A 23,219-nucleotide genomic window follows, 5' to 3' on the forward strand; every position below is an offset into this window, starting at 1 on the left:
AGCGCACCCACAGCTTTACGCCGCGCCGCCGTCCGCAGCCGACACCGCGCCTCCAGACCGTAGAGTGACGCCCGTCATGCAGCCCAGAGTCACCGCGATCCTCGTCGCCGCCAACGGGGCGGACCACCTCGACCGGACCCTGGACGCGCTCGCCGCCCAGACCCGGCACCCCGAGAACCTCGTGGTCGTCGACGTCGGTACGACCGACGGATCGACCGCAGAACTGTCCTTCGGCGGGTCCGCACAGCTCGTCCGGCTCCCCGCCGGCAGGGCGTTCGGCGACGCCGTCCGGCAGGGTGAGCGCAGCGCGCCGCCCGCCGCGACCGACGAACCGGTCGACGAGTGGCTGTGGATCCTCGGTCACGACAACGCGCCGGCGCCGACCGCACTCGCCGACCTGCTCTCCGCCGTGGAGATCGCACCGTCGGTCGTCGTCGCCGGCCCGAAGCTCGTCGCGGACGACGACCCCTCGCTCATCCGTGCGTTCGGCGAGAGCATGACCCGCTTCGGCCGGTCCATCGTCCTGGTGCAGGACGAGCTCGACCAGGGCCAGCACGACCGGAACACCGACGTGCTCGGCGTCGCCGCCGGCGGCATGCTCGTGCGCCGGTCGGTCTGGGACGACCTCGGCGGCTTCGACCCGGCGCTGCCGGACGTCGACGCGGCCCTCGACTTCTGCGTGCGGGTCCGCCTCGCCGGACACCGTGTCGCCCTCGTGCCGGGGGCCAAGGTCACCAGCGCCGGACCGATCGAGGAGTTCGGTCGCAAGCGCGTGTCCGAGGCGCGGCGCGTCCGGATGCACCGGCAGGCGCAGCTGCACCGCCGGATGACCTACGCGCCCGCCGGCCTCGTCTGGCTGCACTGGCTCACCCTCGTGCCGTTCGCGATCGCCCGGGCACTCGGGCACCTCGTCGCGAAGCACCCCGCCGCCGTGGTCCCCGAGCTCTCCGCCGCTTTCGCCGTCGCGTTCGGCGGCGGGACCGGGCGCGCACGCAAGAACCTCGCCCGCACCAGGAAGCTCGGCTGGGCGGCGGTCGAACCGCTCCGGGTGAGCTGGCGTCGGGTGCACGAGCACCGCACCACCTCGCGCGACGTCGAACTCGCCCGCGTCGAGGACGCCCCGATCGCGCGGGCGTCCTTCCTCGGCGACGGCGGGATCTGGGTGGTGCTGGCCGCCGCCGTGCTCAGCGTCGTGACGCTCTACCCGCTGCTCGGCTCCCCGGCCCTGACCGGTGGGGGACTCCTGCCGCTCAGCGCGACCCCCGGGCAGCTCTGGCAGAACGTCGGCTACGGCTTCCACTCGCTCGGAACGGGCTTCACCGGTCCCTCCGACCCCTTCGCCGCGGTCCTCGCCGTGCTCGGCTCGATCGTGTTCTGGTCGCCGTCCACCGCGGTCGTGCTCGTCATGCTCGTCGCGTTCCCGCTGTCCGCACTGGGCGCGTGGTTCGCGGTGCGCAAGGTCACGACCCGCACCTGGGTGCCGGTGATCGGTGCATCGCTCTACGCGATCGCCCCGTCGCTCGTCGGCGCGGTGACGACCGGCCACCTCGGCGCCGTGATCGCGCACCTGACCCTGCCGTGGCTCTTCGTCGCCGTGCTCGAGGCACACCGCTCGTGGGCGTGGGCGTCCGGGGCGTCGCTCCTGTTCGCCGTCGTCGCGGCCTCGGCGCCGTCGCTCCTGCCGGTCCTGCTGATCGGGTGGCTCGTGGCGCTCCTGGTCGGCTGGCGTCGGGCGCACCGTCGCGTCTTCATCCCGGTGCCGACCGCCGTGCTGTTCCTGCCGCTGATCCTGGCGCAGGCGGCACGCGGCAACCTGCTCGCCGTGTTCGCCGACCCCGGCGTCCCGTCGGCCACCCGCGCGCCGTCCGCGCTCCAGCTGGCCATCGGGCAGCCGCTGCCGGACTGGAGCGGTTGGCTCCCCGCGACGTCCGGGCTGGCGCTGGACGCCAGGGTCCTGCCGGTCGTGATGGCCGTCCTGGTGCTCCCGGTGGCCGTCGCCGCGATCGGCGCGATGCTCGGACACCGCTGGGCGGTCGCTGGCTCGGCGCTCGTCATCGCGCTCCTCGGCTTCGCCACGGCCTTCGCCGCCACCCACGTCACCGTCACGGGCGTCGGCTCGACGACCACCATCGTGTGGCCGGGCAGCGGTCTGTCCGTGTACTGGATGGCCCTCGTGGTCGCGGCGTGCATCGGCATCGACGTGCTGCCGAAGGCCGCCCCGGTCACCGGGCTCGTCGCGACCGTGCTCGCCGGGGTCGCGGTGGCACCGGCCTTCGCGGCGTTCTACCTCGGAACCGCCACCATTCAGCCGACCACCGGCCGGGTGCTCAGCGCCTACGTGAACGCCGAGGCCCAGGCGAACCCCGACGTCGGCACGCTGGTCGTGGTCCCGCAGGACGACGGTTCGCTCGCTGTCACGCTCGAGCGCGGACAGGGCTCCACGCTCGACGACCAGTCCACGCTCGACGCCACCGCCCTGCGCCTGAGCGAGTCCGGCGCGCGCCTGACGACGCTCGCCGGCAACCTGGCGAGCCGCAGCGGCTACGACCCCCGACCGGCGCTCCGCGAGCTCGGCGTGAGCTTCGTGCTCATCGACGAGGCCGGCGACGACCCCGAGGCGCAGACGGTGCACGACCGCGCGGCCGGCGCGATCGGCCAGAACGCGCTCTTCACGAGCATCGGCGAGACCACCAACGGGCAGCTGTTCCACTACGACGGCGAGGTCGACCACACCCGCTCCGGCTCCGCGGCGACCCAGGCCACGCACGTGCTGTACCTCGTCGTGCTCGGCGTGGTCTTCGGCGCGGCGGCCCTGCTCGCCGTGCCGACGGCCCCGCGCCGTCGCCGTGCCACCTCGAACGTCATCGAGGCCGAGGAACCCGCCACCACCTTCGACGAGGAGCGCGACGAATGAGCACCACCCCCTCCTCCGTCCGACGCTGGGTCGTCCGCGGCACCGCCACGGCCGTCGCCGTCGTCGTCGCGGCGGGTGCCGTCACCGCGGCGCACGCCATCGGTACCGACTCCGACCCGGGTCGCCCGGCGGGCCGCACCGTCACGCCGGTCCCCGCCGCCGCCGAGCGCGTCTGTGCCGGGAGCGCCCTGCGCCTGTCCGACGACGCCGGCAACGACGCGACGCAGGCCAGCACCGTCGGCACCGCGACCGTCGCCACGGCGACCACCGGCTCGACGGTCGAACGGTCCTCGCTCGACGCCTCGACCACCGGCGGCAGTGACCCCCGACTCCTGACCGCCCCGGCCGGGGAGACCACCCCGCAGGTCGCCGGCAGCAGCCTGCAGAGTGTCTCCAGCGGCGACCTCGTCGGCGCTGGCGCGGCCTCGTGCGACGACCCGACCCAGTCCACGTGGCTCGTCGGGGGATCGACGGAGACCGGTCGCACCAGTCTGATCACGCTCTCCAACCCGACCGACGTGAACGCCACGGTCGACCTCGCGATCTTCGACGGCAGCGGGACGGTCAACGCCCCGGGCACCACCGGCATCGTGGTGGCGCCGAACACGCAGAAGGTCGTCCCGCTCTCGGGCTTCGTGTCGGACGCCGCGTCGACCGTCGTGCACGTGACGTCGTCCGGTGGGCAGATCGTCGCGCACATGCAGGAGACCGTCGTCCGCACGCTCACACCGGGCGGCTACGACATCGTCTCCGGCGGCGCCGCTCCGTCGCGCGCGCAGGTCATCCCCGCGGTCGCCCTCGCCGACGCCCAGGCCGCCCAGCGCGGTGACGACGCGGCCGACGCGGCCCCGATCGTCCGGCTGTTCGTCCCCGGCACGAAGTCGGCCCGGGTCACCCTCGGCATCAGCACGGCCGACGGCAGCGGCGCGACCGTCAACGCCACCGCGGAGCCCGGGGTCGTCACGGACGTCGCACTCGACGACTTCCCGGACGGCCGGTACTCGTTCACCGTCACCTCGACCGAACCCGTCGTCGCCGGCGCCCGCAGCACCACGCCGACCGAGGGCAACGGCACCGACCTCGGGTGGTTCGCCTCCGCGGAGCCCCTGGGCGACGAGACGATCACCGCCATCGCCCCGGGTGAGGGCGTCCGGCTGAACTTCGTCAACCCGACCCGCGAGGACCGTTCCGTCACGGTGCGTTCGGGCGACGAGCGCCGCACCCTGAAGGTCCTGTCCGGCGCGACGGTGACGCTGCCGGTGCAGACGGCCAAGCAGCTCACGCTGACGGGGACCGAGGGCATCGTCGCCGGGGTCACCTACCGCGGCGCCGACGGCATCGCCGGGTTCCCGGTGCGACCGGCGACCGACGTGTCCACCCCGGTCCGCGTCTACCCCTGACCTCCGACGCGGCCGGCCCGGCTCACCAGTGCCGGTAGCGGTCGGGCGCCAGGTCCCAGGGGTCCTTGCCGATCAGCTCGCCGACAGCGCGGAACACCGCGGTCTCGATGATGATGCGGCGGTCCGAGTCGTCCTTCTCGGGGCTGCGGTTCACGCGTTCGACGGGGATCCGGAAGACGGTCACGCGACGGGCGTCACGGTCGATGCGCCACCGGGGCATCTCGTCCGGCACGGTGGTGTCGCTCGGCATGTCCGCCACCTGGAAGACCACGCCGGCGAGCTCGTCGGGCCAGAGGCCGAGCAGGTAGTGCGCACTGTCGCCGACGGTGCGGTCGAAGGCCTCTGCTCGCGTGGTGATCGGTGCGAGCTCGGGTCCGGTGACACTCGAACGTCCGCCCCGGCCGTGCCGCGAGCGGCCCCGCCCGCGATCGACCGGGGTGACGAGGCGAGGCTTCCGACGCATCCCCACATCGTACGCGCGGACGGGTGCGCGCCGGACGCTCCGCTAGGCTCCCTGACGAGATGGACGTACGGATCTGCAGCAAGGTGGCCTGTGCCAACAGCGCTTCGTCGACCCTGACGTACGACTACGCCGACTCGATGGTCGTGATCGGCCCGCTCTCGACCCGGGTCGAGCCGCACGGGTACGACCTCTGCGCGCGGCACGCGGCATCCCTGCGTGTGCCGGGCGGCTGGCGGGTGGTGCGGCGCGAGCCGCTGCCCCGCGACGCGGACTGACGGGTCGCGTCCGCGACGCACCCGCGGCGGTCGGACGGGAGGCCCGGGGAACGTGACCGACGTCGGCTCGTGATCCGCGCCTCCCGGCATGGAAGACTGATGCGCATGCCCACCGAAGCCCAGATCGCAGCTCCGTACCGCGTCGCCGACCTCGCCCTCGCCGAGGCGGGCCGCCACCAGATCCGCCTCGCCGAGAACGAGATGCCGGGCCTGATGGCCCTGCGCGAGGAGTTCGGTGCGTCGCAGCCGCTCGCCGGTGCGCGCATCGCCGGGTCCCTGCACATGACGGTGCAGACCGCCGTGCTCATCGAGACGCTCGTCGCCCTCGGCGCACAGGTGCGCTGGGCGAGCTGCAACATCTTCTCCACGCAGGACGAAGCCGCGGCCGCCGTCGCCGTCGGTCCCACCGGCACCCCGGACGCCCCAGCCGGCGTCCCGGTGTTCGCGTGGAAGGGCGAGACGCTCGAGGAGTACTGGTGGTGCACCAGCCGGATCTTCGACTGGAGCGACGAGGCCGCCGAAGCCGGCGCCGACTGGACCGGGCCGAACCTGATCCTCGACGACGGCGGTGACGCCACCATGCTCGTGCACACCGGGGCCGACGCCGAGGCCGCCGGTGCCGCGCCCGTGCCCGAGGCCGACGCCAGCACCGAGTGGAAGATCGTGCTCGACACCGTCGCGCGGTCGCTCGAGACGTCGTCGGACCGCTGGACCCGCATCGCCGCGGACATCCAGGGTGTGACCGAGGAGACCACCACGGGCGTGCACCGCCTGTACGAGCTGTTCCGGAACGGCGAGCTGAGGTTCCCGGCGATCAACGTCAACGACTCGGTCACGAAGTCGAAGTTCGACAACAAGTACGGCATCCGGCACTCGCTGCCCGACGGCCTGAACCGGGCGACCGACGTGCTCATCGGCGGCAAGGTGGCCTTCGTCGTCGGGTACGGCGACGTCGGCAAGGGCGCTGCGGAGGCGCTCCGCGGACAGGGCGCACGCGTCATCGTCAGCGAGGTCGACCCGATCTGCGCGCTGCAGGCGGCGATGGACGGCTACCAGGTCGCCCGCCTGGCGGACGTCGTCGGCACCGTCGACATGGTCATCACCTGCACCGGCAACCTCGGCGTCGTGGGCGTCGAGGAGATGCTCGGCCTCAAGCACCTGGCGATCGTGGCGAACGTGGGCCACTTCGACAACGAGATCGACATGGCCGGGCTCGAGGCGCTGCCCGGCGTCGAGAAGGTCGAGATCAAGCCGCAGGTGCACGAGTGGCGGCTGCCGACCGGGCGCTCGATCCTGGTGCTGTCCGAGGGGCGGCTGATGAACCTCGGCAACGCGACCGGACACCCGTCGTTCGTGATGAGCAACTCGTTCACGAACCAGGTGCTCGCGCAGATCGAGCTGCACACCCGGCGCGACGAGTACCCGACCGGCGTGTACGTGCTGCCGAAGCACCTCGACGAGAAGGTCGCGCGACTGCACCTCGACGCCCTCGGGGTGCAGCTCACGTCGCTGCGTCCGGAGCAGGCGGCGTACATCGGCGTCCCCGTCGAGGGCCCCTTCAAGCCGGACCACTACCGCTACTGAGCGGTTGCTCGCGCAAGACACCGGTGTTCGCGCACTGAACCACCGCACGCGGGTGTTCGGAGCGCGAACACCGGTGTTCTGCGAGCAGCCCGCGCCGCGTCAGCCCGCGCCGCGTCAGCCCGCGCCGCGTCAGCGCGGGAAGCCCGGCGGGCGCGCGGACGCCGTCGCCCCCGCGGCGCTGAGCAGTTCGGCGCGCGCACCCAGCGCCCGCACGTCCCGCCGACGCCGGAGCACGACGACCCCGGCGAGGAAGACCTCGGGCGGCACCGGCGGCACCGGGTGCGCGAACGCCGACACCTCGGCCGCCAGGTTCTGTGCCGCCGCCGCTCGCAGCTCCGGACGCATCAGCGCAGCCCCGCGGAAGAACGCCCCGAGCCGGTTCTCCAGCCGCTGCGGCAGCGCCGAGACGTCCGCGACACCGGCCCACGCCGTCAGCTCCGGCGGCAGCAGCACCTCGGGGTCGCGCTGCTTCGGCAGCCGCTCGTGCTGCACGATGGTGCCGGCCAGCAGGTCGCCGAGGCGCCGCGGCCGGGTGCCGAACAGGGCGACGAGCAGTGCGACCGAACCGAAGGTCATCCAGAGCTCGAACAGGCCGACGAGTGACCGGGTGAAGGCGTGCCGGAAGCCGATCGCGCCGCCGTCGACCCGGACGACACGGGTTCCGGTGGCGAAGCGTCCGACGCTCCGACCCTTCGTCACGGTCTCGACCGCGGCGGGGACCAGCACCAGCACGACGACGAGCAGCACGATGTTCAGCGCCGCGCCCCAGGCCGGTTCGAGTCCTCTCGGCCAGAGCCGTGAGACCCCGAACACCGCGAGCACGAACAGGACGAGGACGCACAGTCCGTCGAGGAGCGCGGCCGCGAGTCGCAGCACGAGTCCGGCGGGTTGGACGTCGAGCGCGACGCCCTCGCCCACCACGAGTTCGTCGGCGGTCTCGTCGAGCTCGCGCGAGAACCGGGCGTCGGCGAGGTCACGCGGCGTGCGGGGCTTCGGCATGGGATCATTCTGTCGGACATCGCGCGACCTGAGGGGGAACACGTGGACCTGGATGCGTACACCGAGGTGCACCGCGACCGGTGGCGGGAGCTCGACCGTCTGGCGCGTGCCCGGCACGCGTCCGGTGCGGACGTCGACCGGCTCGTCGCCGGCTACCAGGAGGCCGCGACCGACCTCGCCCGCATCCGGGGCGCCGCACCGCGCACCGCGACCGGCGACCGGCTCTCGCTCACGCTGTTCCGCGCCCGCCTGCGCTTCACCGGCACCCCCGTCGACCCGCTGACCGCGGTCGCCCTGTTCTTCATCCGGCAGTTGCCCGCGGCGCTCTACCGGATCCGGTGGGTCACCATCTGGGTCGCGCTCGCCACGGTCGCGATCGGCGCGATCGTCGCCGTGTGGATCAGCACCACCCCCGGTGCGACGGCGACGTTCGGCACGCAGGAGGCCCTGCGCCAGTACGCCACGCAGGACTTCGTCGACTACTACTCCGACCGCGGCCTCGGGGCGTTCACCGCGCAGGTCTGGACGAACAACGCGTACATCGCCGCGACGATGGTCGCCTTCGGCATCACCGGCGTCTTCGTGCCGTTCTCCATCATGCAGAACGCCGTCAGCCTCGGGGTCTCCGCGGCGATCATGCACTCTCAGGGACGCCTGGCCGACTTCTTCCTGTACATCTCCCCGCACGGGCAGCTCGAGCTCTACTCGGTGTTCCTCGCCGGCGGTGCGGGCCTCATGATCTTCTGGTCGTGGGTGGCGCCCGGGCCCGGACGCACGCGCGCCCAGGCCCTCGCCGAGGACGGCCGGGCACTCATCACCATCGCGATCGGCCTGACCCTGACCCTGCTGCTGTCCGGCATCGTCGAGGGCGTGGTGACGCGGCAGGACTGGCCGTGGCCGATCAAGATCGGCATCGGCACCCTCGCCCTGGTCGCGGTGCTCGCGTACCAGTGGGTGCTCGGCGGTCGCGCGTACCGGGCGGGGGAGCGCGGCGACCTCGAGGAGTTCGAGCGCGGCTCCACCGCCCTCGTCGCCGGGTAGCGTCCGTGGGGCGTTCAGAGCCGGCCGGTGGCCTTCGCCCGGATGTACGCGTCGGCGACGAGCGGCGGGACCTCCGCCGGCGCGCCCCGGACGACCTCCGCTCCGGAGCGTCGTGCGACGTCGGCCGCGCCGTCCGCGTCGAGCAGGGTGCGTTCCGCGGCGGCCCGTCGGTAGACGTCGCGCTCCGCGCCGGTCGGGAGGCCCGGCACCCGTCCGCCCCGGGCGGTGCGGATCGCGGTGGTCGGGTCCACCCCGCCGCGCGCCATCCGCTGCACGTCCGGGTCCTCGATGCTCGTCACGACGACCGCGTGCCGGCGGGAGAGCCGGGGGAGCACGGCGAGCAGGTCGCCCGAGGCGCCGACGGAGTCGAGGCTCGAGGCGAGCACGACCAGGGCCCGCGACGTCGTGATGGAGTCGACGAGCGCCGGCACCGTCGCCCAGTCGGTCGCGGCGAGCCCCGGTTCGGCCATCGCCAACGCCTCGCCGAAGCGCTGCACGACGTCCGAGCGGGAGGCGCCGTGCACCCGGTCGTGTGCCGTGTCGTCGAGGACCACCAGGTCGACCCGGTCCCCGGCGGCGGCCGCGAGGGCACCGAGGAGCAGCGCCGACTCGATGAAGGAGTCGAGGCGCGGCTCGTCGCCGACCCGACCGGCGCCCGCGCGGCCCGCGTCCACCACCACGACGACCCGCCGGTCGCGTTCCGGTCGCCAGGTGCGGACCACGAGGTCCTGCCGCCGCGCCGTGGCACGCCAGTCGATGGACCGGACGTCGTCGCCGCGGACGTAGTCGCGCAGCGAGTCGAACTCCGTGCCGTGCCCGCGCAGCTGCAGGGTCGTCTCGCCGTCGAGCTCGCGGAGCCGTGCCAGCCGTGACGGCAGGTGCCGACGGGAGCGGAACGGCGGCGTCACGACGAGTTCGCCCGGTGCCGCCACGACGCGCTGTCGTGCGGCGAGCCCGAGGGGACCGAAGGCGCGGACGGCGACCCCGGTGGTGCGGCGCCGACCACGTCGGAACGGCGTGAACCGCATCCGGGCCGTGCGTCGTTCGCCTCCGGGCACCGTCATGCGGATCCGGCGGGGTCGGTGGCCCGCCGAGGGCTCCCACATGTCGCGGACCACACCGCGCACCGTCCGGGACCCGTCGTTGGCGAGCACGAGGGTGCCGTCCGCGGTGCTGTCGCGTCGAGCGAGCCGCGGCATCCGGCGCTCCACGCGGACCCGCCGCAGGTCGGCGGCGAGCAGGACGTCGAGCACCGCGGCGAGCAGCACCACCCCGACCCACGCGAGACCGGCCCACCCGCTGCCGAGCAGCACGGTGGGCACGATCGCGACGGCGAGGAGCGCCACGAACCGGCCGGAGACCGCCACTAGATCGGCACCCGCACCTGCTCGAGCACCTGCTGGAGCACGCCGTCGGCGCCGACGCCCTCGAGCTCGGCGTCCGCGGCCACCCGGAGGCGGTGCCGCCAGACCGGCAGGGCCATGGCCTGCACGTGGTCCGGGGTGATCGCGTCGTAGCCGGTGAGCCAGGCCCAGGCCTTGGCCGCGGCCAGCAGGGCGGTCGCACCGCGGGGGCTGACCCCGACACGGACGGACGGCGCCTGGCGGGTGGCTCGGGCGAGGTCGACGATGTACGCGAGCACGTCGTCGCGGGCCCCGACGGCGCGGACGGCACGCTGCGCGCGGACGACCTCGTCGACGCCGACCACCGGCGTGATGCCGGCCGATCGCACGTCACGCGGCACGAACCCGTCGGCGTGGCGTCGGAGCACCTGCCACTCGACGTCGCGCGGCGGGATGTCGAGCGTCAGCTTCATCAGGAACCGGTCGAGCTGCGCCTCGGGCAGCGTGTAGGTGCCCTCGAACTCGATCGGGTTCATCGTCGCGGCGACGAAGAACGGGTCGGGCAGTGCCCGGGCGTCGCCGTCGACGCTCACCTGGCGTTCCTCCATCGCCTCGAGCAGTGCCGACTGCGTCTTCGGGGGCGTGCGGTTGACCTCGTCGGCCAGCAGGACGTTCGTGAAGACGGGCCCCTCGCGGAACGGGAACGTCCCGGTCGAGGCGTCGTAGACGAGCGACCCGGTGACGTCGCCGGGCATCAGGTCGGGCGTGAACTGGATGCGTTTCGTGTCGAGGGTCATCGCGGCGGCGAGGCTGCGGACGAGCAGGGTCTTCGCGACACCGGGGACACCCTCGAGCAGCACGTGGCCCTGCGCGAGGAGTCCGACGATCATGCCGGAGACCGCGCCCTCCTGTCCCACGACGGCCTTGGCGACCTCGGTGCGGACCCGTCCGAACGCGTCGCGCAGGTCGGTGCCGGACGGGTTCGTGTGGTCGGGCTCCGGCGCGGTGTGCTCGGTGGTGGCAGGGGGCAGGTCGGTCACGGTCGTGCTCCTGGTCGGTCGGGGTCAGAGGTGGGTCGGTCGCCCGAGGTCGCGCGACGGACGGCGCGTTCGAGGTCGTCGAGCGCGGTGGCGCCGTCGACGAGGGCGCGGTCGTCGTCGGTGGTCCCGCCGACGAGCACGGAGCCGACGCGGGTGTGCGGGATGCCGGTGGCCTGGGCCGCGGCCCGGACGACCTCGTCGACGTGCGCCGAGCGGGGGAGCCCGAGCATCCTCCCGATGCGACGGACGGCGGCGACGCGCAGCGTGTCCAGCGCATGGGTGCGGTCTCGGGTGCGGGCGTACATCCGGGCGCGGCCCTCGGTGGTCTCGGCAGCACGGACGACCACGGGCAACCGCTCGACGACGAGCGGACCGAGTCGTCGGCCCCGCCAGACGCCCGCCGCCACGGCGACGAGGGCGAGCAGGACGAGGGCGCTCGGTACCCACGGTGGGGCGAGCTCGCCGAGGGTCGGTGCGGCGTCGGGGGTGCCGACGGCCGGCGTGTACCAGGTCAGTCGCTCGTCGGCGCCGAGCAGGCCGAGGGCGAGCGCGGCGTTCCCGGCGGTGGCGATGGTGTCGTTCCGGAACGCCGAGGTGGTGCCGAGCAGGGTGACGTCGCCGCCCGGGGTGGTGGTGCGCACCAGCCCCCAGACGCGCGAGCCGCCCGTCCCCGTCGGGGCGCACCGCTCGGCGCCGGCGTCCTGCACGGTGTAGCCGGAGCCGCCGGTCGACACCCGGGCCGCGGCGGCCGCCGCCGGGATCGTGCACGCGGCCGTCGAGACCGTCGCGTCGCCGTCGACCGGGACGGCCGGGTCGACGTCGAGCCCGAACGACTCGAGCCCGGCGCCGCTCGTGGCGACGATCACGACGTGCCGGGCCGTGCCGGCGATGCGTTCCGCGACTGCGGGGTCGAGCACGCCGTCCGAGTCGTCGATGAAGACCGTGCCGCCGTCGATGCCGTCGGCGGTGTCCGTGACGGAGACCGCGGTGCCGCGCTGTTCGAGCACCCGCACCAGCGCCGCCGATCCGCTGGCGGTCGTCGAGGTCGGGTCCAGCGCCCGGGGTGCACGCGGGTCGGTGCCCTGCACGACCGCGGTGAGGGCGGCGAGGACGACGCCGACCAGGACGATGACGGCCCAGAACCCGACGCGGAACCGGCGTCCCTCGCGCACGCCGGGGGCCGGGGCAGCGACCGGACTGGTGGCGGTGTCGGTCGTCATGCCGGCACCACCTGGCCGTCGGGACGTGCGGGGCGCGCCTCCCGGACGGCGCGCTCGGTGTCGAGCACGCGGCGGGCAGCGTCCTCGTCGGCGTCGGCGCCGAGGTACCGGACCGCGTCGAAGGTCGTGGCGGCGTCGTGGAGGGCCTCGGCCGACGCCGGGAACGGCACGGCACCGCGCGCCGCTATCGTGCGGGCGGTGGCACCGGGCACGTCCGGCACCAGGTCGCGCTCGCCGAGCCCCCGGGCGACCGCGCGAAACCCGTCGAGCACCGCTGCCGTCCAGTCGGCGCGTCGGACGGCGGCCTGGGCCGCCTCGAGGAGCGCACGGGCGGAACGCAGGTCGTCGGCGTCGAAGACCCCACCGGTGTCGCCGTCACCGGTCCGGGCGCGGCGACGGGGGAGTCCGCGCGCGACGACGACGAGCACGACGACCGCGACGAGCACGACGATCGCGATCACCAGGGCGGTGCGGGCGGCGGCGGGGGAGTCGAGGCCGTCGGCGCGGAGCGACCCGAGCCAGTCGAGGAACGAGCGGGAGGCGCGGTCCCACCACGTCGCCTGTGCGCCGTCGTAGGCGGACCGGTCGAGTTCGCGTTCGAGCAGGCGGCGCGCCTCGTCCGGGTCGACCGTCGTCACGCGGTACCGTCCGGCGGCGTCTGCCCCGGACCCTGCTGCCAGGAAGGCTGCTGCGGCTGCGGCTGCTGGCCGGGCTGCTGCTGCCCGGGCCACTGCTGCTGCCCCGGCCACGGCTGCTGTGCCTGCCACTGCTGACCACCCCACTGCTGCTGCGGCGGCCACGGCCCACGGGCGACCGGCTCGGACGGGGCGAACGGGTCGGTCGGCTGCCCCGAGTCGAGGTGCGAAGCGATCCGCTGGTCGAGGGCCTCGGTCCGGATCCGCCGGTCGATGGCGAGGAACGTGGTGATCGACGCGCTCAGGACGTCGGTGATGCACTGCACCGCGATCGCGAGGAGGCTCCCGATCGCGATCGCGATGACCGCGCCGGCACCGGCGCCGGAGGGGGCGTCCGTCTGCCCGAGCGGGTCGAACGTGCCACCGATGAGCACGGCGCCGATGGTGAGCGGGATCGACGCGATGGACGCCGCGAACCCGAACATGAGCTGCACGAGCAGCAGGATCCCGAAGGTCCGCCAGAAGGCCCCGCGGGTCAGGCGCCACGACTGGGCTGCAGCGGCGAAGACCGACCGGCCCTCGAGCGCGATCGTCGGGACGGTGAGCACGAAGCGGGTCCCGAGCCACACGACGACCACGAGGAGTCCGAGCACGAACAGGACGAGCGCCAGCACGAACCACCCGGTGCCGGAGTCGGCGGCACCCATCGCCGCGAACACCCCGAAGAACACGAGCCCCGCGACGATCGCGATGACGACGCCGGCACCGACCTGCACGAGCATCCACGCGACGACGGACCACCGGCGACCGGCGAGCAGCGCCCACAACCCGCGGAACGTGGCGCGGCGTCCGAGCACCCGCTGCCCGGTGTCCGCGGCGACCGGGGCCACGAGGAACCCGCGACCGAGGTAGGCGAGGAACGGCAGCACGACCGAGATCAGCGCCGTGAGCGTCAGCGTGCCCGCGAGCACCGAGTCGGCACCGTTGCCGCCGTCGAGGGCCGAGAACATGCGCGACTGCAGTGCCTGCTGCCCCAGGGTGCTGGCGAGCGTCGAGAGCAGGCCGAGCACACCGCTCAGCAGCACGCTCCAGAGGAGGAGCACCCGTGCGTTCCGGCGGAAGACCGTGAACGCTCCGGCCAGGACGTCACCGAGGCCCAGCGGGCGCAGCGGGATCACCGGACGCGAGCCGCCGGACGGACCACCCGGTCGACCCGGACCGGGACCCGGCCCCGGGGCGGGCGGCGGCTGCACGGAGAAGCGGGTCGGGCCTCCAGGCTGGGGTCCTGCTCCCTGCGCCGGTCCGGACGCGGGCGGCGTCTGCCCACCCTGCTGTCCACCACCCGGTGTGTGCCAATCGGACATGACTCCAGCCCCCTCGTCGTGTCGGACCGCGCCAGCGGTGCGCGGTCCACCCCCATCCTGGCGGAAAACCCGGCGCGGCGGGGCCTCGGCTATCGTGTGGGGACACGTGCCGACCACGGCATCCACGCACGCCACCCGGAGTCCAGATCACATGACACCGCGCATCCTCGTCGTCGACGACGACCAGGCCCTCTCCGAGATGATCGGCATCGTGCTGCGCTCCGAAGGGTACGAACCGGAGTTCAGCGCCGACGGCAACGACGCCGTCGACGCGTTCCACGCCACGAAGCCGGACCTCGTCCTGCTCGACGTCATGCTGCCCGGGATCGACGGCATCGAGGTGTGCAAGCGCATCCGTGCCGAGAGCGGCACGCCCATCATCATGCTCACCGCGAAGAGCGACACCGCGGACGTGGTCCTCGGGCTCGAGAACGGCGCCGACGACTACGTCGTGAAGCCCTTCAACCCGAAGGAGCTCGTCGCGCGCATCCGCACCCGCCTGCGGCCGAGCGCGTCCGACGCGACCGTCCTGCACGTCGGCGACGTCACGGTCGACGTCGCCGGGCACGAGGTCCGCCGCGGCGACACCGTGATCGCGCTCACACCGCTCGAGTTCGACCTGCTCCGGGCGCTCGCCGAGAAGCCGAACCAGGTGTTCACCCGCGAGATGCTGCTCGAACAGGTCTGGGGCTACCACTACAAGGCCGACACCCGTCTGGTGAACGTCCACGTGCAGCGTCTCCGCGCGAAGATCGAGCACGACCCGGACAACCCGAAGACCGTCACGACGGTCCGCGGCGTCGGGTACCGCGCCGGAGGAGCCTGAGCACCGTGCCGCCGCCCTCGACGCGTCCGTCGCGCCCGTCGCGCGGTGCGAGCGGCACCGGCAGCAGCGGAGCCGGCGGCGGTGCCACCGTCTCCATCGGCGTGGTCGGCCGCGGCCGTCGCCGGATGCGGCGCTGGCTCCGACGGGGTTGGCGTCCGATCGCGTTCCTGTGGCGGCGCTCGCTCATGTTCCGCTCGGTCGCGATCACCGTGATGACGACCGGGCTCGCGGTCGCCATCATCGGCACCGCGGTCATGGTGAGCATCTCGACCAACGTCTACTCGCAGCGCCGCGACCAGATCGAGTCGGAGTCGGCGCGGGCCACCATCGTCGCGCAGGGCATCTTCGACGCCGCGACCGCGGCCGAGGACAACAACCAGTCCGAGCTCGAGACCCTGCAGAACGAGGCACAGCAGGCGATCCTGTCGAACACGACGAGCCCCGGCGGCACGAGCATCGCGATCGAGCGGAGCCCGGACCAGTCCACCCCGCAGACGCTGCAGACCATCGCCAGCCAGGACTTCCCGGACGCGGTGATCACCGACGCCCTCCGGCGGGAGGTCGCGCAGAACACCGGCCGGCTCAGCCTGCAGCCCGTCGAGCTCGACGACGACGGCCGCCGCGTGCCCGGGCTCGCGGTCGGGTCGACCCTGCAGATCCCGAGCGCCGGCCAGTACGAGCTCTACCTGGTCTACGACCTCTCCGACGCGCAGCAGACCCTCGACTTCGTGTCCCAGACCCTGTCCATCGGCGGTGTGGCGCTCATGGTGCTCATCGCCCTGGTCACCTCGCTCGTCGTCCGGCTCGTGGTCGTGCCGATCCGCGGCGCCGCCGAGACGAGCCGGAAGATCGCCGCGGGGCGTCTCGACGAACGCATCCCGGTGCGCGGTCAGGACGACCTGGCCACCCTCGCGCGGAGCTTCAACGGGATGGCCGAGGCGGTCAGCCGTCAGATCACCCAGCTCGCCGAGCTCTCCCGCGTGCAGCAGCGGTTCGTCTCCGACGTGTCGCACGAGCTCCGCACCCCGCTCACCACCATCCGGCTCGCCGGTGACATGCTCTACGACTCCCGGCACGCGTTCGAACCGTCGGTCGGCCGGTCCGCCGAGCTCCTGCACACCCAGGTGGAGCGCTTCGAGCTGCTCCTCGCCGATCTGCTCGAGATCTCGCGGTACGACGCCCAGGCGGTCCAGCTCGACACCGAGCCCGTGGTGCCGGCGTCGCTCGCCGCGGACATCGTCGACGAGTTCCGGCCGCTCGCCGAACGCGCCGGCATCGAGCTGCAGCTCGCGACCCCCGGCGGCCACACCACGATGCGCCTCGACGCCAAGCGCGTCCGTCGCATCCTCCGCAACCTCGTCGGCAACGCCATCGAGCACGGCGACGCGAAGCCCGTGCAGGTCGTGGTCGACAGCGACGCCCGCACCGTCGCCGTCGCCGTGCGCGACCAGGGCGTCGGGATGCCGCCGGAGGACGCCGCACGGGTGTTCGACCGCTTCTGGCGAGCCGACCCGAGCCGCAAGCGCACCATCGGCGGGACCGGGCTCGGGCTCGCGATCAGCCTCGGCGACGCGAAGCTGCACGGCGGCCGCATCGACGTCTGGTCCCGACCGGGCGAGGGGTCCACGTTCGTGCTCACCCTGCCCCGCAACGAGCAGGGCACCACCGCCACCTCGGCCATCCCGCTGCCCGAGCTCGACGAGTCGTACGACGGCCCCCGAGCCGTGCGAGAGGAGTCCTGATGCGCCACCGGATCCGCCATGTCCTCGCCGTCGCGCTCGCCGCGGTGAGCCTGCTCGCGGTCAGCGCCTGCGCCGCCATCCCGACCGACGGCGCCGTGCGCACCGGGCAGACGATCAAGGACGAGTCGCTCTCCGGCGTCGACTTCCGGCCGGACAAGCCGATCACCGGGTCCGACCAGACCGCGATCCTCCGCGGGTTCATCGCCGCCGCCACCGGTGCGCAGGACAACTACGCGATCGCCCGGCAGTTCCTGGCCGCCGACTTCGCGCAGCGGTGGAACCCGCGTCAGGGCGTCACGATCCGCGACGGCAGCGGCACCGTCGAGCGCGCCGACGACCGCGAACTCACGTACACGATGACGGCCAGTGCGACCGTCGACTCCGAGGGGGAGTACACCCAGGCCGTCCGGCCGACCTCGTCGACCCTGACGTTCCAGTTCGTCCGCGAGGACGGGGAGTGGCGCATCGCGTACGCCCCGGACGGCATCATCCTGTCGCCGGTCGGCTTCGAGTCGGTGTTCCAGCCGCACGCGCTCTACTTCTACGACCCGACGTACCGCTTCCTCGTGCCCGACCAGCGCTGGTTCCTCGCCCGGTCCTCCACGAGCACCCGCATCGCGAGTGCCCTGCTGGCCGGTCCGGCGGACTGGCTGAAGGGTGCCGTCGTCTCGTCGTTCCCGGAGGGCACCCAGCTGTCCCTCAACGCCGTGACGATCGACAGCGGGACCGCCCTCGTCGACCTGTCGAGCGACGCCCTCCGCGCGAGCACGGTCGACAAGGTCCGGATGCGCGAACAGCTCAGCAAGTCGCTCGCCTCGGTCGCCACCATCTCGTCCGTCTCGATGACCATCGAGGGCGCCACCCTGTCCGTCCCGGACTCCGGCGGCGCCGACGCGCAGCAGAACCCGGACGTCGACCCCCGGCCCCTGGTCGAGGAGGACGGCGTCGTCGGCTACGCGGCCTCGGGCACCGGCAAGGTCGCCGAACTCGGCAGCGGCGTCGGTGCCGCGATCGCCCGCCTCGACCCGACCTCGATCGCGCTGTCGGCGTCCGGCACCACCGCCGCCGTCGGCAACCGCGACGGCGCCGTCGTCGTGCGCGGCAAGGACCGCCTGCGGGTCGACGCTCGCGAGGACCTCGTCGCCCCCGTCGTCGACGACCTCGGCTTCGTCTGGGTGGGACAGCAGTCCGACACCCGCCGCATCACCGCGTACGGCCTCGGAGGCGACCCCCACCAGGTCCGCACCACCCTGCCGCGCGGCGACCTCGTGTCGTTCCAGGTGTCCCGGGACTCCACCCGCGCACTCGCGCTCATCGAGACCTCCGACGGTCCGGGGCTGTACGTGATGGCGATCATCCGCGGCTCCGACCGGTCACCGAGCTCGTTCGGCGCCCCCGTCCGCGTCCAGGCGGCGAGCGGCACGGCCGTCGGTGCCGCGTGGGTGAACGACACCGACGTCGCCTCGGTCGGGCAGACCAGCACCGGGCCGAACATCGTGCGCACGACCATCGGCGGCAAGTCGAGCACCCTGCCGAAGCCAGACGGCCGCGCGACCGCCATCAGCGGCGGCAGTGGCGGCGCACTGCTCCTCCGGATGTCGAGCGGCGACGTCCTGCAGTCCACGGGGGGTGGCTGGGACACGACGGGCGTCAGCGCCGACGTGCTCGGCGTCCAGCGCTGACGGCACGGTCCTCCACAGCCCGCCCGGCCTGGAGGCCCGTCCACCGCCCGGCGGACCGGCCCACCGCCGTCGTCCGGTCGCCACCAGACTCGTGGCCGTGCCCCCTGACGACGCCCCGACCCCCTGGCGCGACGCCCTGCTCGCCGTGCTCGGCCTGTTCCTGCCGGTCGCGTGCCTGGGCTGCGGCCAGCCGGACCGCGCGCTCTGCCCGCCGTGCCGAGCCGCACTCGCCGCGCGGCCCCGACGGGTCCGACTCGTCGCCGGCGTCCGGCTCGACGCGGCCTTCGAGTACGAGGGGCTGGTCCGCACCCTGGTCCTCGAACTGAAGCTCCGGGGCCGCGTGGACGTCGCCCGTCCGCTCGGTGCCCGGTTCGGTGCCCTCGTCCGCACCGCGCTCGCCGAGGCCCCGGACGGCGCCGTGGTGCTCCGGATCCCGCCGTCGCGGACGGGCGCCCGCCGACGCGGCTTCGACCCGGTGGTGCTGCTGCTCGCCCGGGGCGGGGTCCGGAACACCCGCCGGCTCGTCCGCACCCCGGCCGGGCACCGGCGATCCGGACCGGGGCAGAAGGAGCGGTCTGCGGTGGAACGCGTCGCCGCGACCGTCGGGACCCTGCGTGCGACCGGCGTCGACGGCCGCGTCGTCGTGCTCGTCGACGACGTCGTCACCACGGGCGTCACGATGGCCGAGGGCGTCCGTGCGGTGCGGGCCGCCGGCGGCCGGGTCGTGCGCTGTGTCGCCGTCGCGAGCGTCGACGACTGAACGTCTCCGTGAACACCCGGTGTCCTCTGTGCGTCCGGTGAGTGTCCGGCGGACTCGCCGCCCGCCCGTGACGCCGACAGGGTGCCGGGTCTAGCCTCGCGACAAGGCGTTCGGGTCGCCGGACGGAGGCGACGCGCCGACACTGGATGGGAGCCGCCACATGGACGTGACGATCACGGGCCGGAACGTCGGGGTCACCGACCGATTCCGCACCTACGTCGAACAGAAGTCCGAGAAGATCGACGTGCTCGCCGACCGCGCCCTCGCGTTCGAGGTGCGCATCAGCCGCCACCACGAGAAGTCGAGCGGCAGCCAGGGCGAGGACCGCGTGGAGCTCACACTGATCGGGCCGGGGCCGCTCGTGCGGGCCGAGTCCGCAGCGTCCGACAAGTACGCCGCCTTCGACCTCGCCTTCGCGCGGATCATGGAGCGCCTCCGTCGGGCGCGTGACCGCCGCAAGGTGCACCACGGCCGGCACCGCCCCACCTCCGTCGCCGAGGCCGCAGGCAGCGCCTTCGACGGCATGGGAGTCGTCCCGGCCGACGGCAAGCTCATCGAGGACGTCGCGACCGGGGCCGTCCCGGTCGTCGACGAGCAGGGCACCGAGGAAGAGGACGAGGTCTACAGCCCCGTCGTCATCCGGCACAAGGTCTTCGAGGCCGCACCGATGACGGTGGACGACGCCCTGTACTACATGGAGCTCGTCGGGCACGACTTCTACCTGTTCGTCGACGCCGAGACCCGTCGTCCGAGCGTCGTGTACCGGCGCAAGGGCTGGGACTACGGCGTGATCGGCATCGACGAGGTGTCCGGCGCCCAGGCGCAGGCCTCCGCGCAGGCCGACGCCGACGCCGAGGCCGAGCGGGCCGCTGCCATCGCCTGATCCCCTCCACGCGGAACGCAGGTTCCGCACCGTGTGCGCGGTCCGTTCGCGGGCCGCGCACACCCTTGTCCGCCACGGCTGCGCCGCTCACAGCGCCGTGCGTTCGCGGGTTGCTAGCATGACTGGTCGATCGGGCGCGCAGGTCGCGCGCGACGACCTCGTAAGGAGTTCACGTGGCAAACGTGCTGGAGAAGGTCCTCCGCATCGGCGAAGGACGAACCCTCCGTCGGCTGAAGGCGTACGCCTCGGCGATCAACGACCTCGAGGACGACTTCTCGAGCCTCACCGACGAGGAACTCCACGACGAGACGAAGGAGCTGCGCGAGCGGTACGCCAACGGCGAGACCCTCGACGACCTCCTGCCCGAGGCGTTCGCCGCCGTGCGGGAAGCCGCGAAGCGCACCCTCGGCATGCGGCACTTCGACGTGCAGCTCATGGGCGGCGCGGCCCTGCACCTCGGCAACATCGCCGAGATGAAGACCGGTGAGGGCAAGACCCTCGTCGCGACGACCGCCGCCTACCTCAACGCGATCCCGTCGCGCGGTGTGCACGTGATCACGGTCAACGACTACCTGGCCTCGTACCAGTCGGAGATCATGGGCCGCGTCTTCCGCGCGCTCGGCATGACCACCGGCTGCATCATCGCGAACCAGACCCCGGCCGAGCGTCGCGAGCAGTACGCCGCCGACATCACGTACGGCACGAACAACGAGTTCGGCTTCGACTACCTGCGCGACAACATGGCGTGGCAGGCGTCCGACATGGTCCAGCGCGGCCACTTCTTCGCCGTCGTGGACGAGGTCGACTCGATCCTCATCGACGAGGCACGGACGCCGCTCATCATCTCCGGGCCGTCCTCCGGCGAGGCGAACCGCTGGTTCACCGAGTTCGCCTCGATCGCCAAGCGCCTCACCCCGGGTGAGGACTACGAGGTCGACGAGAAGAAGCGCACCGTCGGCGTCCTCGAGCCCGGCATCGAGAAGGTCGAGGACTACCTCGGCATCGACAACCTGTACGAGTCGGCGAACACCCCGCTCATCTCGTTCCTGAACAACTCGATCAAGGCCGTCGCCCTGTTCAAGAAGGACAAGGACTACGTCGTGATGAACGGCGAGGTGCTCATCGTCGACGAGCACACCGGCCGCATCCTGATGGGCCGCCGCTACAACGAGGGCATCCACCAGGCGATCGAGGCGAAGGAAGGCGTCGAGGTCAAGGCCGAGAACCAGACCCTCGCCACGGTCACGCTGCAGAACTACTTCCGCCTGTACCAGAAGCTCTCCGGCATGACCGGTACCGCCGAGACCGAGGCGGCCGAGTTCATGTCGACCTACAAGCTCGGCGTCGTCCCGATCCCGACGAACAAGCCGATGCAGCGCATCGACCAGACCGACCTCGTCTACAAGAACGAGAAGGCGAAGTTCGAGCAGGTGGCCGAGGACATCGCGGAGCGCCACGAGAAGGGCCAGCCCGTCCTCGTCGGCACCACGAGCGTCGAGAAGTCCGAGTACCTGTCGAAGCTCCTCGCGAAGCAGGGCGTCAAGCACGAGGTCCTCAACGCGAAGAACCACGCGCGTGAAGCCGCGATCGTCGCCCAGGCCGGTCGCTTCGGCGCGGTGACCGTCGCGACGAACATGGCCGGTCGTGGAACCGACATCATGCTCGGTGGCAACGCGGAGTTCCTCGCCGTGCAGGAGATGCACGCGAAGGGCCTCTCGCCGACCGAGACCCCCGACGAGTACGAGGCGGCGTGGGACGACGTGTTCGCCCGCGTCAAGGCCGAGGTCGAGGAAGAGGGCGACAAGGTCCGTGCCGTCGGCGGCCTGTACGTGCTCGGCACCGAGCGCCACGAGTCGCGCCGCATCGACAACCAGCTGCGTGGTCGTTCCGGCCGCCAGGGTGACCCGGGCGAGAGCCGCTTCTACCTGTCGCTGACCGACGACCTCATGCGCCTGTTCAACTCCGGTGCCGCCGAGAGCCTGATGGGCCGCTCGAACGTGCCGGACGACCTGGCGATCGAGAACAAGCTCGTCGGCCGTGCGATCCGTTCCGCCCAGGCGCAGGTCGAGGGCCGCAACGCGGAGATCCGCAAGAACGTCCTGAAGTACGACGACGTCCTGAACCGCCAGCGCGAGGCGATCTACAGCGACCGCCGCCACATCCTCGAGGGTGACGACCTGCACGACCGCGCGCAGTCGTTCCTGAAGGCAGTGATCGACGACGTCATCGACACCCACACCGGCGAAGGTTCCCCGGACGACTGGGACCTCGACGCCATGTGGACCGAGCTCGGCACGCTCTACCCGATCTCGATCTCGATCGACGAGGTCATCACCGAGGCCGGCTCGAAGGGCAAGGCGTCGCGTGACTTCCTGGCCCGCGAGATCCTGTCGGACGCCAAGCTGGCGTACCAGCAGCGCGAGGAGCTCCTCGGCGACGAGGCGATGCGTGAGCTCGAACGTCGTGTGGTGCTCTCGGTGATCGACCGCCGCTGGCGCGACCACCTGTACGAGATGGACTACCTGAAGGACGGCATCGGCCTCCGCGCGATGGCGCAGCGTGACCCGCTGGTCGAGTACCAGCGCGAGGGCTACGCCCTGTTCCAGACGATGATGGGGCAGATCCGCGAAGAGTCCGTGGGCTACCTCTTCAACCTCGAGGTGCAGGTGCAGTCGGACGGCGAGAACGCGGTCATCGAGGCCAAGGGCCTCGGCGAGGACGAGGTCTCCGGCCTCGAGTACTCGGCGCCGTCGATCGACGGCGAGGTCGAGGTCCGCGACGAGAAGGGTCGTCTCGAGCAGGCGGCGACCGCCCGTGCGCAGCGCGCCCAGGCCGAGGCCGAAGCCGCCGCCGAGCCCGAGCAGGGTTCCGCCTTCGGCAACGCGGCCACCGCATCCGGCCAGGCCGCGGCGAGCAACCGGGCCGAGCGTCGACAGGCCGCCAAGAAGAACTAGCGTCCGCGCGCGAGCGCACCGTGAGCAGGAATGGTCGGGTCCCACGTCGGGACCCGACCATTCCTGCTCACCAAGCGTGACCGCCGACGGACAG

At 72.8% G+C, this 23,219-nt stretch carries 18 protein-coding genes; 11 read left to right on the forward strand and 7 right to left on the reverse strand.

Features of this window, described 5'->3' with window-relative positions:
* The first annotated feature begins 76 nt into the window (after nt 1–76).
* Entirely contained in the window at nt 77–2,914 is a 2,838-nt protein-coding gene (locus KK097_RS02300; protein ID WP_214543573.1) for a glycosyltransferase, read from the forward strand.
* Nucleotides 2,911–4,314 (forward strand): DUF5719 family protein, encoded by a 1,404-nt coding sequence (locus KK097_RS02305; RefSeq protein ID WP_214543574.1) that lies wholly within the window; start codon nt 2,911–2,913, stop codon nt 4,312–4,314. Before KK097_RS02300 ends, KK097_RS02305 begins: the two co-directional genes overlap by 4 nt.
* A gap of 22 nt (nt 4,315–4,336) precedes the next feature.
* Here the strand turns inward: KK097_RS02305 and KK097_RS02310 are convergent, their stop codons facing one another.
* Nucleotides 4,337–4,777 carry a metallopeptidase family protein gene (locus KK097_RS02310; protein ID WP_214528334.1) on the reverse strand — a complete coding sequence of 147 codons (441 nt, stop codon included), beginning with the start codon at nt 4,775–4,777 and terminating at the stop codon, nt 4,337–4,339.
* A 59-nt stretch (nt 4,778–4,836) separates the two neighbouring features.
* On the opposite strand from KK097_RS02310, the gene KK097_RS02315 reads away from it, so the two are divergent.
* Nucleotides 4,837–5,052 (forward strand): DUF3499 family protein, encoded by a 216-nt coding sequence (locus KK097_RS02315; RefSeq protein WP_214528333.1) that lies wholly within the window; start codon nt 4,837–4,839, stop codon nt 5,050–5,052.
* Between the two features lie 105 nt (nt 5,053–5,157).
* Entirely contained in the window at nt 5,158–6,636 is a 1,479-nt protein-coding gene (gene ahcY / locus KK097_RS02320) for an adenosylhomocysteinase (protein ID WP_214543575.1), read from the forward strand.
* A gap of 129 nt (nt 6,637–6,765) precedes the next feature.
* On the opposite strand, the gene KK097_RS02325 is transcribed toward ahcY, so the two are convergent.
* Nucleotides 6,766–7,635: an RDD family protein gene (locus KK097_RS02325; RefSeq protein ID WP_214543576.1), complete on the reverse strand. Its 870-nt coding sequence runs from the start codon at nt 7,633–7,635 to the stop codon at nt 6,766–6,768.
* A gap of 42 nt (nt 7,636–7,677) precedes the next feature.
* Between KK097_RS02325 and KK097_RS02330 the strand changes: the two genes are divergently transcribed.
* Entirely contained in the window at nt 7,678–8,676 is a 999-nt protein-coding gene (locus KK097_RS02330; RefSeq protein ID WP_214543577.1) for a stage II sporulation protein M, read from the forward strand.
* Between the two features lie 14 nt (nt 8,677–8,690).
* Here KK097_RS02330 and KK097_RS02335 read toward each other — a convergent pair whose 3' ends face one another.
* From KK097_RS02335 to KK097_RS02355, 5 genes are read right to left on the reverse strand one after another with little or no spacing between them, the layout of a single operon-like run.
* Nucleotides 8,691–10,043, reverse strand: coding sequence for a DUF58 domain-containing protein (locus KK097_RS02335; protein WP_214543578.1), 1,353 nt, complete (start codon nt 10,041–10,043; stop codon nt 8,691–8,693).
* On the reverse strand, nt 10,043–11,059 hold the full coding sequence (locus KK097_RS02340) for an AAA family ATPase (protein WP_439647644.1): 1,017 nt from the start codon (nt 11,057–11,059) through the stop codon (nt 10,043–10,045). Before KK097_RS02340 ends, KK097_RS02335 begins: the two co-directional genes overlap by 1 nt.
* Nucleotides 11,056–12,279, reverse strand: coding sequence for a DUF4350 domain-containing protein (locus KK097_RS02345; protein ID WP_214543579.1), 1,224 nt, complete (start codon nt 12,277–12,279; stop codon nt 11,056–11,058). The genes KK097_RS02340 and KK097_RS02345 overlap by 4 nt, the downstream gene beginning before the upstream one ends.
* Nucleotides 12,276–12,917, reverse strand: coding sequence for a DUF4129 domain-containing protein (locus KK097_RS02350; protein WP_214528327.1), 642 nt, complete (start codon nt 12,915–12,917; stop codon nt 12,276–12,278). Before KK097_RS02350 ends, KK097_RS02345 begins: the two co-directional genes overlap by 4 nt.
* Nucleotides 12,914–14,092, reverse strand: a complete 1,179-nt coding sequence (locus KK097_RS02355) for a glycerophosphoryl diester phosphodiesterase membrane domain-containing protein (RefSeq protein ID WP_214543580.1) — start codon at nt 14,090–14,092, stop codon at nt 12,914–12,916. The genes KK097_RS02350 and KK097_RS02355 overlap by 4 nt, the downstream gene beginning before the upstream one ends.
* Before the next feature lie 337 nt (nt 14,093–14,429).
* Here KK097_RS02355 and mtrA point away from each other — a divergent pair, with 337 nt between their 5' ends.
* The 6 genes from mtrA (at nt 14,430) to secA (ending at nt 23,125) form a co-directional block, all read left to right on the forward strand.
* The gene (mtrA, locus tag KK097_RS02360; RefSeq protein WP_017888813.1) at nt 14,430–15,104 is read left to right on the forward strand and encodes an MtrAB system response regulator MtrA; all 675 of its coding nucleotides are present in this window, start codon (nt 14,430–14,432) and stop codon (nt 15,102–15,104) included.
* Between the two features lie 5 nt (nt 15,105–15,109).
* Complete coding sequence (mtrB, locus tag KK097_RS02365; protein WP_214528325.1) at nt 15,110–16,846, forward strand: MtrAB system histidine kinase MtrB; 1,737 nt, start codon at nt 15,110–15,112, stop codon at nt 16,844–16,846.
* Nucleotides 16,846–18,528 carry an LpqB family beta-propeller domain-containing protein gene (locus tag KK097_RS02370; RefSeq protein ID WP_214528324.1) on the forward strand — a complete coding sequence of 561 codons (1,683 nt, stop codon included), beginning with the start codon at nt 16,846–16,848 and terminating at the stop codon, nt 18,526–18,528. The genes mtrB and KK097_RS02370 overlap by 1 nt, the downstream gene beginning before the upstream one ends.
* Before the next feature lie 97 nt (nt 18,529–18,625).
* Nucleotides 18,626–19,288: a ComF family protein gene (locus tag KK097_RS18555; protein ID WP_214543581.1), complete on the forward strand. Its 663-nt coding sequence runs from the start codon at nt 18,626–18,628 to the stop codon at nt 19,286–19,288.
* Between the two features lie 160 nt (nt 19,289–19,448).
* Nucleotides 19,449–20,171 (forward strand): ribosome hibernation-promoting factor, HPF/YfiA family, encoded by a 723-nt coding sequence (hpf, locus tag KK097_RS02380; RefSeq protein WP_214543582.1) that lies wholly within the window; start codon nt 19,449–19,451, stop codon nt 20,169–20,171.
* Between the two features lie 173 nt (nt 20,172–20,344).
* The gene (gene secA / locus KK097_RS02385) at nt 20,345–23,125 is read left to right on the forward strand and encodes a preprotein translocase subunit SecA (RefSeq protein WP_214528321.1); all 2,781 of its coding nucleotides are present in this window, start codon (nt 20,345–20,347) and stop codon (nt 23,123–23,125) included.
* The last annotated feature ends 94 nt before the right edge of the window (nt 23,126–23,219 follow it).

Source organism: Curtobacterium flaccumfaciens, assembly GCF_018598405.1.
Lineage (GTDB): Bacteria > Actinomycetota > Actinomycetes > Actinomycetales > Microbacteriaceae > Curtobacterium > Curtobacterium aurantiacum.

What these genes read in the sequence shown, in the direction of transcription:
- KK097_RS02315 (WP_214528333.1), top strand. Translation starts at nt 4,837, where the DNA reads ATGGACGTACGGATCTGCAGCAAGGTGGCCTGTGCCAACAGCGCTTCG.
- hpf (WP_214543582.1), top strand. Translation starts at nt 19,449, where the DNA reads ATGGACGTGACGATCACGGGCCGGAACGTCGGGGTCACCGACCGATTC.
- KK097_RS02325 (WP_214543576.1), bottom strand. Translation starts at nt 7,635, where the DNA reads ATGCCGAAGCCCCGCACGCCGCGTGACCTCGCCGACGCCCGGTTCTCG.
- mtrA (WP_017888813.1), top strand. Translation starts at nt 14,430, where the DNA reads ATGACACCGCGCATCCTCGTCGTCGACGACGACCAGGCCCTCTCCGAG.
- KK097_RS02305 (WP_214543574.1), top strand. Translation starts at nt 2,911, where the DNA reads ATGAGCACCACCCCCTCCTCCGTCCGACGCTGGGTCGTCCGCGGCACC.
- KK097_RS02370 (WP_214528324.1), top strand. Translation starts at nt 16,846, where the DNA reads ATGCGCCACCGGATCCGCCATGTCCTCGCCGTCGCGCTCGCCGCGGTG.
- KK097_RS02310 (WP_214528334.1), bottom strand. Translation starts at nt 4,777, where the DNA reads ATGCGTCGGAAGCCTCGCCTCGTCACCCCGGTCGATCGCGGGCGGGGC.
- KK097_RS02300 (WP_214543573.1), top strand. Translation starts at nt 77, where the DNA reads ATGCAGCCCAGAGTCACCGCGATCCTCGTCGCCGCCAACGGGGCGGAC.
- KK097_RS02345 (WP_214543579.1), bottom strand. Translation starts at nt 12,279, where the DNA reads ATGACGACCGACACCGCCACCAGTCCGGTCGCTGCCCCGGCCCCCGGC.
- ahcY (WP_214543575.1), top strand. Translation starts at nt 5,158, where the DNA reads ATGCCCACCGAAGCCCAGATCGCAGCTCCGTACCGCGTCGCCGACCTC.